Source organism: Clostridium sp. YIM B02500, from assembly GCF_022324665.1.
Taxonomy (GTDB): Bacteria; Bacillota; Clostridia; order Clostridiales; family Clostridiaceae; genus Clostridium; species Clostridium beijerinckii.
This window is the reverse complement of sequence record NZ_JAKGTE010000029.1, coordinates 44,326-59,280: the sequence shown is the minus strand read 5'-3', so window position 1 is coordinate 59,280 and position 14,955 is coordinate 44,326. Positions and strand designations below refer to the sequence as shown.

The following is a 14,955-nucleotide window of genomic DNA, read 5'->3' as shown; positions in this document are numbered from 1 at the left end:
ATTATTGCTCATTTTTAATATATCTGTATCCTTTGTTCATTCCATCCCCAAAATATAAAAGGTTATCAAATTTTGAAATCTTTAATCTATTTTCATCATCTAAATATTCCTTTGAAATAAGCCTGCCCTTTATAATTCCAAGAATATTAGTAATACCTGCATAGGCATCTTTTTCGATAACATCAGTTAAAGTACATTCCATAGTAATTGGGCATTCTTCAATGATTGGTGCGTTTACAATTTTAGATTTAGAATAAGTTAATTTGGTAGAGTCAAACTTTTGAACTTCATGACCAGATTTAGTTCCACAAAAGCTAATTTCTTTCCTAAGTGAACTGTCAGGGATATTAATTACAAAATCACGAACTTCTTTAATTTGATTAATTGCATATCCTTTGCTACCAAAGCCAAGAACTACCATATCCTTAAGGCTATAGGAAGATGAAAGAGTAGTTACATTTGGAAGACCATTTTTATCAAAAAAACTTATAAGAATTACAGGAAATCCGTAATACATTTTTTCATAGTTAACATTTATTTTTTCCATTTCTATATTCCTCCTAAAAACTTTGTTTTATATAACTTTATAACATAAATGATAATAGTGCCGTGATATAAATCACTTAACTATTAACTAGAGAGACTGTTTTATAACTTTGAATATCTATAGCAACATTAAGATTAGCATATAATTGAACAAGAACAGTGCTAACTTCAAGAGAGGATTTTTTTGAAGTATAAGCTGAAACAGTTGCAAGAAAACTTACAACAACTAAATTAGAATATCTTACAACCTATAGATTTACAATTACTGAAAATTTAGCGAAATATGATTTAAATCACATTCTTTTTGAATATTTTAGCTTAAAATTGTATTAAGAAACAGATTTGACGATTGTTACTATAAGTTTCTATCTAGCTAATGGCATGAACGAAGAAGCAGGATATAAAAATAATACAATATATAATTTAAGAAAAATTTATATATTTGAAAGAATTTAGGAGTGAGCTGAATGAATCTATTTAGAAATAAGAAAATTAAAGATTTAGAAAATAAGCAATCAATTGACGGTGAAGAAACTATAATAAAGGCAAAAAAATTGCACGATGATACTAGTAATTTTCTTCGGAAAATGAGTGGATTATTAGCGGGGATTGTAAAACAACATCATAGAGTAGATGATCAACATGACGTTTTAGGAAAGCTTGCTGATAAAGTAAAGGTACATATGAATGCGATTTCTAGTTTGACAGAAAATACTAATGACTTGACAGATAAATTATATCTTGAAGGGAATAATCTTATCGAAATTACAAAAGATACGGTTAATAAATCATATGAAGGTAAAAGTGCTATTGAGGAAATTGTCAAAGTAGTAAGATTTCTAGAAGATGAGAATAGGAATAATACTGAAAATATAAATGAATTGGCAAGACGGTTTAGTAAAGTCAATGAGGTTGTAAAGTTAATAACGAATATAGCCAATCAAACTAATTTACTAGCTTTGAATGCTGCAATAGAAGCAGCAAGGGCTGGAGAACAAGGGAAAGGATTTGCGATAGTTGCGGGTGAAATAAGAAATCTAGCAGAAATGACTAAGCAAAGCACTAAGGATATTTCAGTGTTAATTGGTAATATAGAAGATGAAACAAATATCGTTATAAATAATTCAGATAAATCTAAAGAAGTTATTGCTAAAGGGGTTAATGCATCAGTGAATGCGGCAGAAAAGATAGAAGAAAGCTTATCTTCTATAGGAAAAGTTGAGCAGGAAGTAAGGAAAGTAATAGAAATTTTAACAAATCAAAAACGACATATCGAAAATATGAGTAAAGAAATAATAAATGTGGATGAAATTTTAAGAGTGACATCAAAAACTATAACAAATCACATAGAAGAGGCAAGTATTGTAGATAGGCAATTAGAAGAAATGAAAATGCAATTAGAATCTTATAGTTAAGAAAGGAATTTCATAGTATTTTTTGTATCATTTAGTAACTTCTGGAATTTTATTCTTACTTTATAAGTTATACAAAAACGTAAATTTAATATAATAAGCTAAAGAATAAAAATATATGAACATTATTATACTACTAGAAATATTTTATATTATAAAGATTTGCTCTCTAGTAATGAAATATTAAAGCTAAAAGAATATTAGAATAAAATTAATATTAATCAGGAGTGTGAATGTATTATGGCAAATTCATTAGTGTCTCCAAGAAGAATAACTGTTGAGGCAGGCGAAACTTTTTGTGTTAGAATCCGTTCAGTAAGTGAAGGATCCACAGGATATCATTGGGAACTTGTTTATGATATTCCTAATAATATAGAGTTTTTAAGTCAGGAATGGATACCAGATAGTAATGCAATTGGTAGTCCTGGAACAGCTGTATTTAAATTTAAAGCACTTTATTCAGAGAAAGCTTCTCAAAAATTAGTATTTGTTCAGATAGCACCTGATAGTACAATTGCTGATTCACTATCAGTAAGTGTACGTGTTATTCCAAGAAACGCTAATTGCTAATAATACTAGAGGTTATATCATAATAAATTTGATATAGCCTCTTCTTTTTATGTATTATGTTTAGTGTAATTAAAAAAATGAGTATTACGCAATAAAATCGACTCATAGTGCGTAGAAAAACGAGTACCTCAAAACAATTAGAAATTATCTTGAGACACCCATGTTAATTTAATATTAATGGAATTTGTTTACAAAGTATATTAGCTTAATCCCATACCTTTTCTTTTTGAAATAATATGAGCTTCAATATTTTCAGCTACTTCAATAGGATTATCACCTAAAGCTATTTTACCACCAGTTACATCTTTTGCTTTTTCAGTCAAAAGTTCAACTAATTGAGGAGCACCGGTCATAAAAGGAGTAGGAGATAAATGAGTATAAGTACCATAAGCTAGTGCAAAAATTCCATCTATAGTTGCTTTTTGTTCCATCCATTCTGGAGCAGTAACAGCTATTGGAAGATCGGCTACATCAACATCTAAGTGATCTGCAAGAGCAGTTACAAGCATAGAGATTCTTCCAGTATCTGTACAAGTACCAAAACTTAATACTGGAGGTATTTTTAGCAAGTTACACACTTCTTTTAAACCTTCTCCAGCCATTTCATTTGCAGCTTCCACAGTACATAGTCCAGCTACTTCAAGAGCATGGTTTCCGCATCCGCCACTAACTACTAATATATCTCGTTTTATAAGTTCTTTTGTAAGGTTTATAGTCATAGAATCTTGAGGGCCATTTCTTAAAGTTGAGCAATTAGCAAGTGCTACAACACCTTTTATTTTTCCAGCAGCTATTACATCTACTAATGGGTCAAGTTTGTTTCCAAGAGCACCTAAAACAGCTTCAGTTGAAAAACCGGCTATAGCTTTTTGAGTTTTCTTTGGAACTAATGGTTCAATTTTTCTTTCTTTTCTCTTTTTAAAGTTTTCAATAGCAAGTTCAATTAATTTATCCGCCATTTTATCAACTTCTGAAGGTTCATAAGGAATCTTATGTTCAATACCAGGTAAATCAATTATAGTACTTACAGATACTAAAGTAACTTGGTATTTTTCAGCGTACATATCTATGGCTGGAGGTGAACAATTTTCTTCCATTGCAAACACGTCAACAGTACCAGTAGCAAGTAATGGCTCTATAGTAAGCCAATTACCCATGTGACCTACAAAAACTTCATCCATTTCAAATCTTTGAAGTAATTCTTGACCTGTTTCTATGGAACCAACTATTCTAAGGCCTTTGGCACCTGCAGCTTTTGCCATGTCTTGAACTTCTTTTGTTCTTGCTTTTAATATTGTTGCAACTCCAGGCCAAGGTTGGTGACCGTTAAATACAACATTTACATAATCTGGGTCCATAATTCCTAAATCCATGTTAACTTCATGTGGAGTAGGAGTTCCAAATAGTATATCTTGAACCATTTCAAGCCCTATTTGAGTATTGTAAATTGTAGCGATTCCAAGTCTAAGAGCTTTCATTGCAAGTGAGACATGACTTCCATCTACGTTTGTAAGACAGCTGGCTACACAGTTTTGTTCTTCGTGTACTGTACCTGCTGGGTATATAGCTAATTTTCTCCATATTTCCTTTCTTTTCTTAGGGGCAAAAGCTTCTACCATAACATTTTTATCTTCTGAATCTATCTTTTGCTGATCTTCAAGCAATACTGCTAAGTCGATTGCCATTTTGTTAACTTCTTGATTTGTATCGATTCCAACCTTTTCACACATCCATTTTAATTTATCTACATCAGTAATTTTAAATGGAGTTTTTCCTTCTCCAGTAGCTTTTAATGTTCTAAAAGCTTCATAAGCATGATGACTATATGTACCAGCCCCCATTATATTTTTTAGGAGAAAGTTTCTCATAGCCATAGCATTAGGGTCTATTCCGCAGACCCCTTTTTCTTGGCCACCTTTTTCATTAATTCTACATGGACCATTTGAACAGAGTTGACAGCTTACCCCTTTAAGACAAAACGAACATCTTATCTTTTCTTGAGAAGCATATCTATCAAATACATTTGATAATTTATCAGCTCTTATTCTTTTTACCATTTCCTCTACAGAATCATGATAACTTACTCTTCCGTTAAATCCTTCTAATTCTTCTAGCATTTTTTCACTCACTAAAATTTCACTCCTTCAACTTTCCTATATGAAAGAAAATTAATAGAAATACAAGCATATTATTTTCTTTCATGCGTCTATTAATATCGATATTAACTTTTCCTATTTAGGAATTAATTATGTATATAATTTTTAAGTTTAAGGAGATATATGGCATGTGGAATTAATAGTTGGGATACAGGGAGCAGATGAATTTGTGATAAAGTAAAAGAATCTAGAAATCTAGCTGATTTCGCTTTGTTTAAAACATAATATTATTTAGGAATTAAGTCTATTTGAATTATAATTCTGGCATTGGAATATATATTTTAAAATCTAAGTGCTACAAGCCCTAAGTATAATATACTAGGAAACTACGTATATTAAGGATTAAATTATACATTTTATAGAACTTATGAAGTAGAATTTAACAAATGGGAGGAATTAGAATGAAGAAACTTAGAGATGGAGTATATTGGGTTGGCGCCACCGATTGGAAAGTAAGGCATATTCATGGAAATGAATTATCTACCCATAGAGGAAGTACTTATAATTCATACCTTATTAAAGATGAAAAAACGGTTCTTATAGATACTGTATGGGAGCCTTTAACAGAGATGTTTCTTGAAAATTTGAGAGAGGTAACTGATATATCAAAGATTGATTATGTTGTTATGAACCATGGGGAACCTGATCATTCAGGAGCGTTACCTGCATTAATGGAGCATATTCCTAATGCAACAGTTTTTGTTTCGAAAAAAGGTTTAGAGTCAATACAGAAGCATTATCATAAGGAGTGGAATTTTAAGGTCGTTTCCACAGGGGAGAAGATAAATATAGGTAAAAATAATCTTGTATTTATAGAAGCTCCTATGCTTCACTGGCCTGATAGCATGTTTACATATCTTACTGGAGAAAATATATTGTTTTCTAATGATGCATTTGGACAGCATTATGCATCTTCGAGCATTTTTAATGATGAAGTAGATGAAGCAGAAGTTAATCAGGAAGCTCTTAAATATTACGCAAACATACTTACTCCTTTTAGTAAACTGGTTACAAAAAAAATAGACGAACTTAAAAAACTTGGAGTACCTGTAGATATGATAGCTCCAGCTCATGGCATCATTTGGAGAAAAGATCCAATGATGATAGTGGAGAAATATTATGAGTGGGCAGCTGGAAAATCAAATAAAAGTGTAGTGGTTGCATATAATTCAATGTGGGGGGCTACTCATAAAATGGCTGAATTTATAGGCAAAGGCCTAGGAGAAGCAGGGGTAGAATATAAAATATTTAATGTCGCTACTTCAGATAAAAGTGATATATTAGCTGAAGTTTTTAAATCAAAGGGAATAATACTAGGATCATCAACAGTTAATAGTGGAATTTTAACGTCTTTATTACCTCTTATTGAAGACCTAATTGGATTGAAGTTTAATGAGAAAGTAGGTGCAGCTTTTGGAAGCTATGGATGGGGTGGAGAATCAACAGATATTCTTACAAACTATTTAACAAGGGCTAAAATTAAAGTTGTTGAAGATGGATTAAAGTTTAAATATATGCCAAATGATGACGAACTTGAAGAGTGCATAGCCTTTGGAAAGAATTTTGGTCAGAAAGTGTTAGAAGAATTTTAAATATTAATAATAGTTTGATTAAATAGTGGGTGAGACACATATACTAAGCAAATAAATGTTATATTTAATATCAAAAGGATCTTAGGAAAGAAAGGCTGTTTTGTGCCTAATCTCACAAGATCCTTTTGATGTAGATTATAGATGAAAAATATCTACGGCAACTTTGGGCACTTTATTTCTTTTCATGCGCCTTATTTTAAATTGTACTAAACAATAAATCACTAGTATAAGTAACTATTCTATCAATGCTCTTTAAGTTGTCTTCTTTTGATGAAAATCTAATTCTTAGAGGTAATTCTATATCAGTCATACCAGTAGATTTAATTATATCAGAAGTATTTAATGATCTTAAATTATTTTTATTTAAATAGTCTTGTATAACCTCTATAGCCTCTCCACTCCAGCCATAAGAACCAAATGCTGCGCCTAGCTTGTTTTCTAAATTTAGAGTTTTAAGATTCTTTAGTACCTCTTCCATATTTCCAATCATGTCACCATATTTAGTTGAGCTGCCAAAGAAGATTGCGTCAGCTTCATTAATAGCATTCATTATATTATCCATTGCATCTTTATTTACATCAATAATATTTGAAGTTATATTTTGCTCTTCAAACTTTTCTTTAAAAATGCCTGCAATCTTTTTTGTATTACCTGTCATAGTAGAGTATAGAATAAGTGCTTTTTTATCTAGCTCTGTATTTTTGCTCATATTATCATAAATATCTATAAAGCTTTGGACTTCATCTCTAATAATAAATCCGTGAGAAGGGGCTATCATCTTTATATCTAAATCTTTGATTTTTTCAATCATTTCTTGAACATATCTTCTGTGAGGATGCATTATCAATTTATAATAAGTAATAAAGTCTTCCTTTATGTCTACTTGAGCTAAGTCATTGAAGTATTCATAATTGGCTACATGAGTACTGAAAATATCACAAGGAAATAAAATTTTATTATCTTCGCAATAAGTTATCATAGTTTCTTCAGTATGAAGATATGGTGTTTGTATAAATTTAAGAATTTTGCCTCCTATATCTAAAGTATCACCATCACTTACAACTAAAAATTCTCTATTATGAAGCCTGTACATCTCTTTAAGTTCATTTACAGCCGGCTCTGTGCATACAATTACAGCATTTTTTGCTTTGGCTGCTAAGCTTCCAAGGGCACCAGAATGATCAGGTTCTGTATGATTAATTACAATATATTTAATTTTATCAAGTTCAATCTTATTACCTAAGTTTTGTACAAAGTCTCTTCCAAAACTCATATCAACAGTATCAATTACTGTAGGCTTTTCTGTCATTAATAAATAACTGTTATAAGTAGTTCCTTTAGTTAAAGTCAATCTATGAAAAGGCACATCTCTATCATCTACCTTACCAACCCAAAATATATTTTTACCTAGCATAATGTTTTGTTCCATAATATAAAACCTCCATAATTTGTATTTATTTTTATATTTCAATTAGTTTTCTAAGTTGTTGTCTTTCGATGATTTTATTTTATATCCATATCAATTATAAAAATATGATTCAAATCAAAATATTAAGATTAAGTTTTCATGAGTTTTTTATTATAATGATACTAAGGAGAATATTACTTGAGTGGTTTTAGTTAGAATTAAATATACACGGGACACAACTTAAAGTAAGATAGTATTTGTAGATATATCTTATAGATAGGAGGATTTGTTATGAATATTCACTGTGGTAATTGCTGCAATAATTGCAGAGGAGGACTTTGTGCTAGTAAGGTTCCAATATTTGAGAATTTAAATAGAGACGAATTAGTGGAGATTGTAAATAAAATTAATCATAAAGAATTTAATAAAGGCGATGTTATTTTTACTGAAGGTAATATAGCTAATACACTTTATTTTATAAATGAAGGAAAAATAAAATTATATAAATATACTAAGGATGGTAAGGAACAGATACTACATATACTTTCAGAAGGAGATTTCTTTGGGGAATTAGAACTTATAAAACCATCTAAATATGGATTTAATTCTAAAGCTATAGAGGATGCTAAAATATGTACTCTTACTAAGGAGGAAATGAAAGATATAATGATGAAGAATCCTGAGATTGGAATAAAGGTATTAGAAACAGTAGGAGAGAGATTATCAAAAGTTGAAAATCTTGTTCAGAATTTAGCAACTAACGATGTTGACTCAAGAATGGCTTATTTAATTATAGAGCTTATGGAGAAGTATGGAGAAAATGTTGAAGGTAATATTTCTGTAAAACTACCCATATCAAGGGAAGATATGGCGAGTTATATTGGGGTGACGAGGGAGACCATAAGCAGGAAATTAAAGAAATTAGAAGATGAAAATCTAATAAAAATAATAGGAACAAAAACAATAATCATTATAGATGAAGAAGGCTTGAAGAACTATATATAAAATAAATATTCATTATTGCTTATTAATGTAATAATGAATATTTATTTTTATATAGATATCAAACTTGCGTATATCAGATTTTTTCTTGATTTGATTTCAATCACATTTTATTTAAATTAATAAAGTTATACTTATATCAAGAAATAGATAAAAAATAAATTTTTAGGAGAAAAGTGATTGGAGGAAGTTATATGAAAATTGTATATTTTAGTCAAACAGGAAATACAGAAAAAATGGCAAACTTAATTCTAGAAGGAATAGAATCAGAGGGGAAGAAAGCCGAATTAGTTGAAGTATCAAATGCAACACTTGATGATGTTAATAATGAAGAAATACTTATTTTAGGATGCTCAGCTTATGGATCAGAAGAATTAGATGAAAGTGAAATGGAACCTTTTGTTAAATCATTAGAAGGAAGTTTGCAAGGAAAGAAAGTTGCTCTTTTTGGTTCATGGGGATGGGGCAATGGTGAATGGATGACAGAATGGGAAAAGAGAATGGAGTCATATGGTGCTATATTAATAAGCGAAGGTTTAACCGTGCAGGAAGCTCCTGAAGGTGAAGATGAAGACAAATGCAGAGATTTTGGAAAATTAATAGCAAAATAGGAATAACAAAAACCATGCAATAAGGAGATTTATCTCACTTATTGCATGGCTTTTAATTTTATACAGTGGTTTTATGCATTTTACAATAGAACAATTTATTGTCCAACTTCAAAGTTTAGCCTAATATTTGTTTTAAATCCTCATCAGGAGTACTGATTGGTTTAAGATCGAAATTATCAACTAAGAAATTTAATACATTAGGAGTTAAGAAAGCAGGTAAGCTTGGCCCAATATACATTCCTTTTACGCCTAATGAAAGTAATGCTAGTAAATCACATACAGCTTTTTGTTCATACCAAGACAACACTATTGATAAAGGTAAATCATTAACTGTACAGTTAAATGCATCAGCTAAAGCTAAAGCTATTCTAACTGCTGAGTATGCATCATTACATTGTCCAACATCAAGCAATCTTGGAAGTCCTGCAACTTCACCAAATTGTAATTTGTTGAAACGATACTTTCCGCATGCTAAAGTAAGAATAATACAGTCACTTGGAATTTTTTCAGCAAACTCTGTATAATAATTTCTTCCAGGCTTTGCACCATCACATCCGCCTATTAAGAAGAAGTGTTTAACTTTTCCGTCTTTAACTGCATTAATAATTGTTTCAGCATGACTTAAGGTTGCCTTATGCCCAAAGCCTACTAAAATTTCTTTAACTTCTTCGTCTTCTGTGAAACCACCAAGTTCAAGTGCTTTATTTATTATTTCAGAGAAATCCTTATATCCATTTTCATCTTTTTCAATATGTTTAATACCATCAAATCCAACAACACTTGTTGAGAATATTCTATCTATATAAGAATCTTTTGGTCTCATTAAGCAGTTTGTTGTCATTAAAATACAACCAGGTATATTATCAAATTCTTTTTGTTGATTTTGCCATGCACTTCCGAAATTACCCACTAAATGAGGATATTTGTTTAATTCAGGATATCCATGTGAAGGTAACATTTCGCCATGAGTATAAATATTTATTCCTTTACCCTCAGTTTGCTCAAGTAACATTTCTAGATCTCTTAAATCATGTCCAGAAACTACTATGAATGGACCTTTTTTAATATTTACATTAACTTTTGTAGGTGATGGAGAACTATAAGTAGTATTATTAGCAGTATCTAAAACTTCCATAATCTTAACACTCATAGTACCTGTTTCCATTGCAAGTTTAATCAAATCTTCGAGATTTAAACTATCATCAGCTAAGGCTGCTAAAGCCTTAAAATAGAAGTCATTTACTTCATCGCTAGTATATTTTATAAATCTAGCTTGATGAGAATAAGCAGCGATTCCTTTTAAACCATATTTTATAGTTTCTTTAAGAGAACGAATATCTGGATCTAAGTTTTCATCGTACATTATTCCAGCTTTTTCAGCATCTTCAAGTATAGATTCTTTAGAATCACTTAGGTTGTACAACGCTTCAGGAGAGGTGATATTTTCAGATTTAACCTTTGCTCTTAAAGACTCTTTAATTTCTTGAGACTTTTTAAGTTGAATAAGGTGAGCCTTAGGGTCAAAATTAACATTAGTTAATGTCATAAATAAAGAATCTTCAACAAAGGAGGCTACTGATGTGTCAACCTTTTCATTTTTATTTAAAAGTTCTTTTGCGTAAACACTGATTCCTTTTAATTGATAAATCAATAAATCTTGCATTGCTGCAATTTCAGGTGTTTTACCACACACACCTATTTTAGTACATCCCTTACCCCCAACAGTTTGTTCACATTGATAACAAAACATTTTTTCTACCATAATAAAAACTCCTCTCATATTTACATAATATATTCCTACGGATATATTATACAATAAAATTGGATAAAAATAAAATATAATAATATAATTTTCATTAAAATGTAAAAATAACCACAATAAATAACAAAATTTTGTCAAAACATTGATTATAATTAAAAAATATGTGTGATGTTTTTCTGATTCTTATAGGAGAAATTCCGAAGTGATTTATTTAAATAATAATACTATCGAAAGGAATTAAATCTTATAAAGTTAAGGATTGGGAATAGAGTGTAGCATTTTTAAATTATTATAATCATATACTTTAGCTGTAGAAATGATTGAACGCATTTGCAATCTAAAACCAGTACATAATTTAGCTTATATTAATGATAATTGCTATAGAAAATGAAAAGTTCTAATTTTTAAATAAGAGGAAAGAAGTAATAAATTATGGAGGAATTAAATTGACTAGTGGAAAAGTATGTCCACTTACAAAAGCTAAGATTCATACGTCAAAGAGACTTGCAAACGATGTTGTAGGAATGCTAAAAGATAAAAAGGCTAAAAAGATGAATGCTATATGGCTTGAAGTGACAGGATGTTCAGGAAATATAATTTCCTTACTTAATAGTGAAAATCCTGGGCTTTATGATATTTTAACTGACATGGTGAATTTTACTTATAACAACACACTTATGGGATTAGAAGGGCAGCTTGCTTTTGAAAAGTTTTTAGAAACGCTAGATACAGAGTTTATATTATTAGTGGATGGGGCAGTTTCAACAAAAGAAAAGGGACGTTATAACATTGTAGCAAATTATAATGGGACAAATATCACAGCGTTAGATGCAATACAATTAGCTGGCGGAAAAGCGAAGTATGTTGTAGCAGTAGGAACTTGCGCTTCTCACGGGGGCATATCGGCTGCAAAACCAAATCCTTCAGAAAGTAAAAGTGTACAGGAAGTTTTAAATCGTCAAGTTATTAAACTACCAGGTTGTCCTTGCCATCCAGATTGGGTAGTAGGAACTTTAGCATATTTGATTGGTTATGGTGTACCTGCATTAGATAGTGAGGGAAGACCATTACTTTTCTATGGAGTTACAATTCATGATAATTGTACAAGGCGAGGATTTTTTGATCAAGGTATATTTGCACAAAAGTTTGGAGATGAAGGCTGCATGATCAAACTAGGATGTAGAGGGCCTGTCACAAAAACTGATTGCCCAAGGAGAAAATGGAATGGATACGTTAACTGGCCTATTGGAGATAATACAAATTGTATTGGGTGTGCAAATGCACAATTCCCAGATGGAATGGAACCTTTCGTAAAGTATTAGGCACATGAAATAAAATGATGAACAATCATACTGATAAATTATTTTATTAATTATGCCATAAGGAGGAGTTATGAGCAAAACAATAACTATAGATCCAGTAACAAGAATCAGTGGCTTTTTGGAAATAAAAGCAGAAGTAGAAGGAAATACAATTGCTAAAGCAAATGCAAGTGGACTACTCTTTAGGGGCTTTGAAAAAATGTTAATAGGAAGATCACCTTTAGATGCTGTATATTTTACAGAAAGAATTTGTGGAATATGCTCTACTGCTCATTCAATGGCTTCTACTTTAGCGTTAGAAGATGCATTAAAAGTAACTGTTAGCTTAAATGATAATTACATTCGAGATATTTTACATGGCTTTGAATTTATACAAAATCATTTGAGACATTTTTATCTTCTGTCTATGCCAAGTTATGTAAAAATATCAAACATAAAATTAATAGAAGAACAACAATATACTGATTATAGACTACCAGATAAAATAAACAAAAAAATAGAACAGGACTATATAAAAAGTATTGAACTCAGTAGATTAGCTCATGAAGGATTAGCACTTCTAGGAGGAAAAGCGCCTCATAACCATGGGATTTTTGTAGGTGGAGTTACGGTGAATATAGATGCATATAAACTAGAAAAAGTAAAAAGTATTATTAGAAAGATAGAATCTTTTGTAAAAAATATAATGAAAGAAGATGTAGAGATAATTTCTAAATATTACTCTGATTATTTTAAAAAAGGACAATCTTATCCATATTTTATGACTTATGGAGTATTTGATAAATATGAAGATCCTGAGATTACGTATGTTAAGTCAGGAGTAATGAAGGATAATGTAAAATATCCTTTGGAAGCAGATAAAATCACAGAGCAAATCCATTATTCGTGGTATAAAAAGGACGAAGGGGTGGAAGAAGTAGATTTATCTAAATTAGATGCGTACACTTTTATAAAAGCTCCCCGTTATTTAGGACTTTCTATGGAAGTTGGTCCTTTAGCAAGGTTAATAGTGAGTGGACAATACACAAATGGACATTCATGTATGGATAGAAATATAGCAAGGGTATTGGAAACAGAAAAGATTATAGGAATAATGAGTAAGCTTATTGAAAGAGTAGAACTAAGACCTAATAATCAAAAAACTTATAATATTCCAGAGAAAGCTTATGGTGCAGGCTTAACTGATACTACTAGAGGTGCTCTTGGTCATTGGATTGAAATAGATAAGAATGTTATTAATCATTATAATATCATAACACCAACCGTATGGAATTTATCACCTAAGGATGAGTCAAATCTTCCTGGAACTATAGAAGGAGCCTTGATTGGAACTAAATTAAACAATATTAGAGAGCCTATAGAAATCGGTCGTATTGTAAGATCATTTGATCCATGTGTATCTTGTGCAACTCATTTGATTGGATCAGCAGGTGATACAGAAATAGTAGAGGTTTTGGTTTAAAAATATATGCAGAGATAAACAAGTTAAAAATCATACTTATGTGATAACTCGCCGAAAGAATGAATACTCTGTTGTTTCGGTTACTGGAGAATACAGCTGTGGATTTCTAATAGCAGAAGTTGCACCCACTGTTGCATGCTCCTGAGGGAAGCTCATGACAAGCAACAGTGGAACAACTTCTGCTAAAGAAATACCTACAGCGATATTCTCAGATGCAACACTACACAAAAGAGTATTCATTCTTTCTAGTGTGGAATACATTTTAAAGTACAAATTTGGATCGAAATTCGTTTATCTATAGAAAGTGGAGAAATATATATTATGGTAAACTCTAATATTAAAGTGATTGCGATTGGAAATGTTTTAATGAGGGATGATGGTATAGGAATTGAAGTAGCAAAAAAGATAGAAAAGAAGCTTTTAGAAAAAAATATTAAAGTTATTTATGGAGAAACCGATGTTCAATACAGTATTGCCAGTGTAAAAGAAGATGATTATATTTTTATTTTAGATGCTGCATATTATGGAAAGAGTCCAGGTGAAATCACTTGTTTGCAGTTAGATGATTTTGTTTCTAAGAAAAAGGGATATTCCCAGCATAGTTATAATTTCTTGGATTTATTAAAACTTTTTTATCCTAGTGCTAAAGGGCAAATTTATGGAATCGAAGTTAATGATGTTGGAATTGGCTTTGGATTGAGCGAAGAATTACAAGAGAAATTAGAAGGAATTTCTAAAAAGATTTTAGATGAAATAGAAACATATGTACTTAAGTTGCGGTCAAAAAATAAATGAAGGGATAGTGAAAAATATGCATGATACTATTTTATTAAGTAAGATTTCAGAAGAATTAAAGAATATATGTGAAGCTAATAATATTAATAAAGTTAAAACATTCACTGTTATTGTAAATCACAGAAGTCATGTTAATGAGGAGAATCTTTATGAACATCTTCAGAATTTTAATTCAAAGTTAGTCGGAAAATGGACAAAAATTAATGTACAGAGAGAAGATATACAGGATCAAACAGCAATTCTTAAAAGCATTCAAGGCGAACAAAATGAAAATTAGAAGTCTATATTGGAAACTCGATATTATCCCAATATATCGT

The 14,955-nt window shown here is 30.6% G+C and carries 14 protein-coding genes; 10 read left to right on the top strand and 4 right to left on the bottom strand.

Features of this window, described 5'->3' with window-relative positions; genetic code table 11:
- Nucleotide 1 precedes the first annotated feature (1 nt).
- Nucleotides 2-547 (bottom strand): flavin reductase family protein, encoded by a 546-nt coding sequence (locus L1S46_RS20275; RefSeq protein ID WP_236897524.1) that lies wholly within the window; start codon nt 545-547, stop codon nt 2-4.
- Nucleotides 548-1,013: 466 nt separating this feature from the next.
- Here L1S46_RS20275 and L1S46_RS20270 point away from each other — a divergent pair, with 466 nt between their 5' ends.
- A complete protein-coding gene (locus tag L1S46_RS20270) occupies nt 1,014-1,961 on the top strand; it encodes a methyl-accepting chemotaxis protein (RefSeq protein WP_077830249.1) in 948 nt (315 codons plus the stop codon).
- A gap of 237 nt (nt 1,962-2,198) precedes the next feature.
- Nucleotides 2,199-2,528 carry a protease inhibitor I42 family protein gene (locus L1S46_RS20265; RefSeq protein WP_017209212.1) on the top strand — a complete coding sequence of 110 codons (330 nt, stop codon included), beginning with the start codon at nt 2,199-2,201 and terminating at the stop codon, nt 2,526-2,528.
- A gap of 200 nt (nt 2,529-2,728) precedes the next feature.
- Here L1S46_RS20265 and cooS read toward each other — a convergent pair whose 3' ends face one another.
- Nucleotides 2,729-4,657, bottom strand: a complete 1,929-nt coding sequence (gene cooS / locus L1S46_RS20260) for an anaerobic carbon-monoxide dehydrogenase catalytic subunit (RefSeq protein ID WP_023975466.1) — start codon at nt 4,655-4,657, stop codon at nt 2,729-2,731.
- Between the two features lie 428 nt (nt 4,658-5,085).
- Here cooS and L1S46_RS20255 point away from each other — a divergent pair, with 428 nt between their 5' ends.
- The gene (locus L1S46_RS20255; protein WP_077828933.1) at nt 5,086-6,276 is read left to right on the top strand and encodes a flavodoxin domain-containing protein; all 1,191 of its coding nucleotides are present in this window, start codon (nt 5,086-5,088) and stop codon (nt 6,274-6,276) included.
- A 196-nt stretch (nt 6,277-6,472) separates the two neighbouring features.
- Here L1S46_RS20255 and L1S46_RS20250 read toward each other — a convergent pair whose 3' ends face one another.
- The gene (locus L1S46_RS20250) at nt 6,473-7,705 is read right to left on the bottom strand and encodes an FprA family A-type flavoprotein (RefSeq protein ID WP_236897526.1); all 1,233 of its coding nucleotides are present in this window, start codon (nt 7,703-7,705) and stop codon (nt 6,473-6,475) included.
- Nucleotides 7,706-7,975: 270 nt separating this feature from the next.
- Here L1S46_RS20250 and L1S46_RS20245 point away from each other — a divergent pair, with 270 nt between their 5' ends.
- A complete protein-coding gene (locus tag L1S46_RS20245) occupies nt 7,976-8,689 on the top strand; it encodes a Crp/Fnr family transcriptional regulator (protein ID WP_012059208.1) in 714 nt (237 codons plus the stop codon).
- Nucleotides 8,690-8,880: 191 nt separating this feature from the next.
- Nucleotides 8,881-9,297 carry a flavodoxin gene (locus tag L1S46_RS20240; protein WP_238900817.1) on the top strand — a complete coding sequence of 139 codons (417 nt, stop codon included), beginning with the start codon at nt 8,881-8,883 and terminating at the stop codon, nt 9,295-9,297.
- A gap of 115 nt (nt 9,298-9,412) precedes the next feature.
- On the opposite strand, the gene hcp is transcribed toward L1S46_RS20240, so the two are convergent.
- Nucleotides 9,413-11,059, bottom strand: a complete 1,647-nt coding sequence (gene hcp, locus L1S46_RS20235) for a hydroxylamine reductase (protein ID WP_077828931.1) — start codon at nt 11,057-11,059, stop codon at nt 9,413-9,415.
- A gap of 446 nt (nt 11,060-11,505) precedes the next feature.
- Between hcp and L1S46_RS20230 the strand changes: the two genes are divergently transcribed.
- From L1S46_RS20230 to L1S46_RS20210, 5 genes are all read left to right on the top strand, one after another.
- Nucleotides 11,506-12,381, top strand: a complete 876-nt coding sequence (locus tag L1S46_RS20230; RefSeq protein ID WP_236897528.1) for a hydrogenase small subunit — start codon at nt 11,506-11,508, stop codon at nt 12,379-12,381.
- 70 nt (nt 12,382-12,451) lie between these two features.
- Nucleotides 12,452-13,843 carry a nickel-dependent hydrogenase large subunit gene (locus L1S46_RS20225; protein WP_236897530.1) on the top strand — a complete coding sequence of 464 codons (1,392 nt, stop codon included), beginning with the start codon at nt 12,452-12,454 and terminating at the stop codon, nt 13,841-13,843.
- A gap of 154 nt (nt 13,844-13,997) precedes the next feature.
- On the top strand, nt 13,998-14,144 hold the full coding sequence (locus tag L1S46_RS20220; RefSeq protein WP_155715494.1) for a hypothetical protein: 147 nt from the start codon (nt 13,998-14,000) through the stop codon (nt 14,142-14,144).
- Nucleotides 14,145-14,164: 20 nt separating this feature from the next.
- Nucleotides 14,165-14,638, top strand: coding sequence for a hydrogenase maturation protease (locus tag L1S46_RS20215; protein ID WP_077828928.1), 474 nt, complete (start codon nt 14,165-14,167; stop codon nt 14,636-14,638).
- A gap of 16 nt (nt 14,639-14,654) precedes the next feature.
- Nucleotides 14,655-14,915: a hypothetical protein gene (locus L1S46_RS20210; protein ID WP_077828934.1), complete on the top strand. Its 261-nt coding sequence runs from the start codon at nt 14,655-14,657 to the stop codon at nt 14,913-14,915.
- Nucleotides 14,916-14,955: the final 40 nt, after the last annotated feature.

Bases quoted from the DNA above. Each gene is read 5' to 3' on its own strand.
- L1S46_RS20255 (WP_077828933.1), top strand. From the start codon at position 5,086: ATGAAGAAACTTAGAGATGGAGTATATTGGGTTGGCGCCACCGATTGG.
- L1S46_RS20225 (WP_236897530.1), top strand. From the start codon at position 12,452: ATGAGCAAAACAATAACTATAGATCCAGTAACAAGAATCAGTGGCTTT.
- L1S46_RS20265 (WP_017209212.1), top strand. From the start codon at position 2,199: ATGGCAAATTCATTAGTGTCTCCAAGAAGAATAACTGTTGAGGCAGGC.
- L1S46_RS20240 (WP_238900817.1), top strand. From the start codon at position 8,881: ATGAAAATTGTATATTTTAGTCAAACAGGAAATACAGAAAAAATGGCA.
- L1S46_RS20245 (WP_012059208.1), top strand. From the start codon at position 7,976: ATGAATATTCACTGTGGTAATTGCTGCAATAATTGCAGAGGAGGACTT.
- L1S46_RS20275 (WP_236897524.1), bottom strand. From the start codon at position 547: ATGGAAAAAATAAATGTTAACTATGAAAAAATGTATTACGGATTTCCT.
- L1S46_RS20270 (WP_077830249.1), top strand. From the start codon at position 1,014: ATGAATCTATTTAGAAATAAGAAAATTAAAGATTTAGAAAATAAGCAA.
- L1S46_RS20220 (WP_155715494.1), top strand. From the start codon at position 13,998: ATGACAAGCAACAGTGGAACAACTTCTGCTAAAGAAATACCTACAGCG.
- L1S46_RS20210 (WP_077828934.1), top strand. From the start codon at position 14,655: ATGCATGATACTATTTTATTAAGTAAGATTTCAGAAGAATTAAAGAAT.
- hcp (WP_077828931.1), bottom strand. From the start codon at position 11,059: ATGGTAGAAAAAATGTTTTGTTATCAATGTGAACAAACTGTTGGGGGT.
- L1S46_RS20215 (WP_077828928.1), top strand. From the start codon at position 14,165: ATGGTAAACTCTAATATTAAAGTGATTGCGATTGGAAATGTTTTAATG.
- L1S46_RS20250 (WP_236897526.1), bottom strand. From the start codon at position 7,705: ATGGAACAAAACATTATGCTAGGTAAAAATATATTTTGGGTTGGTAAG.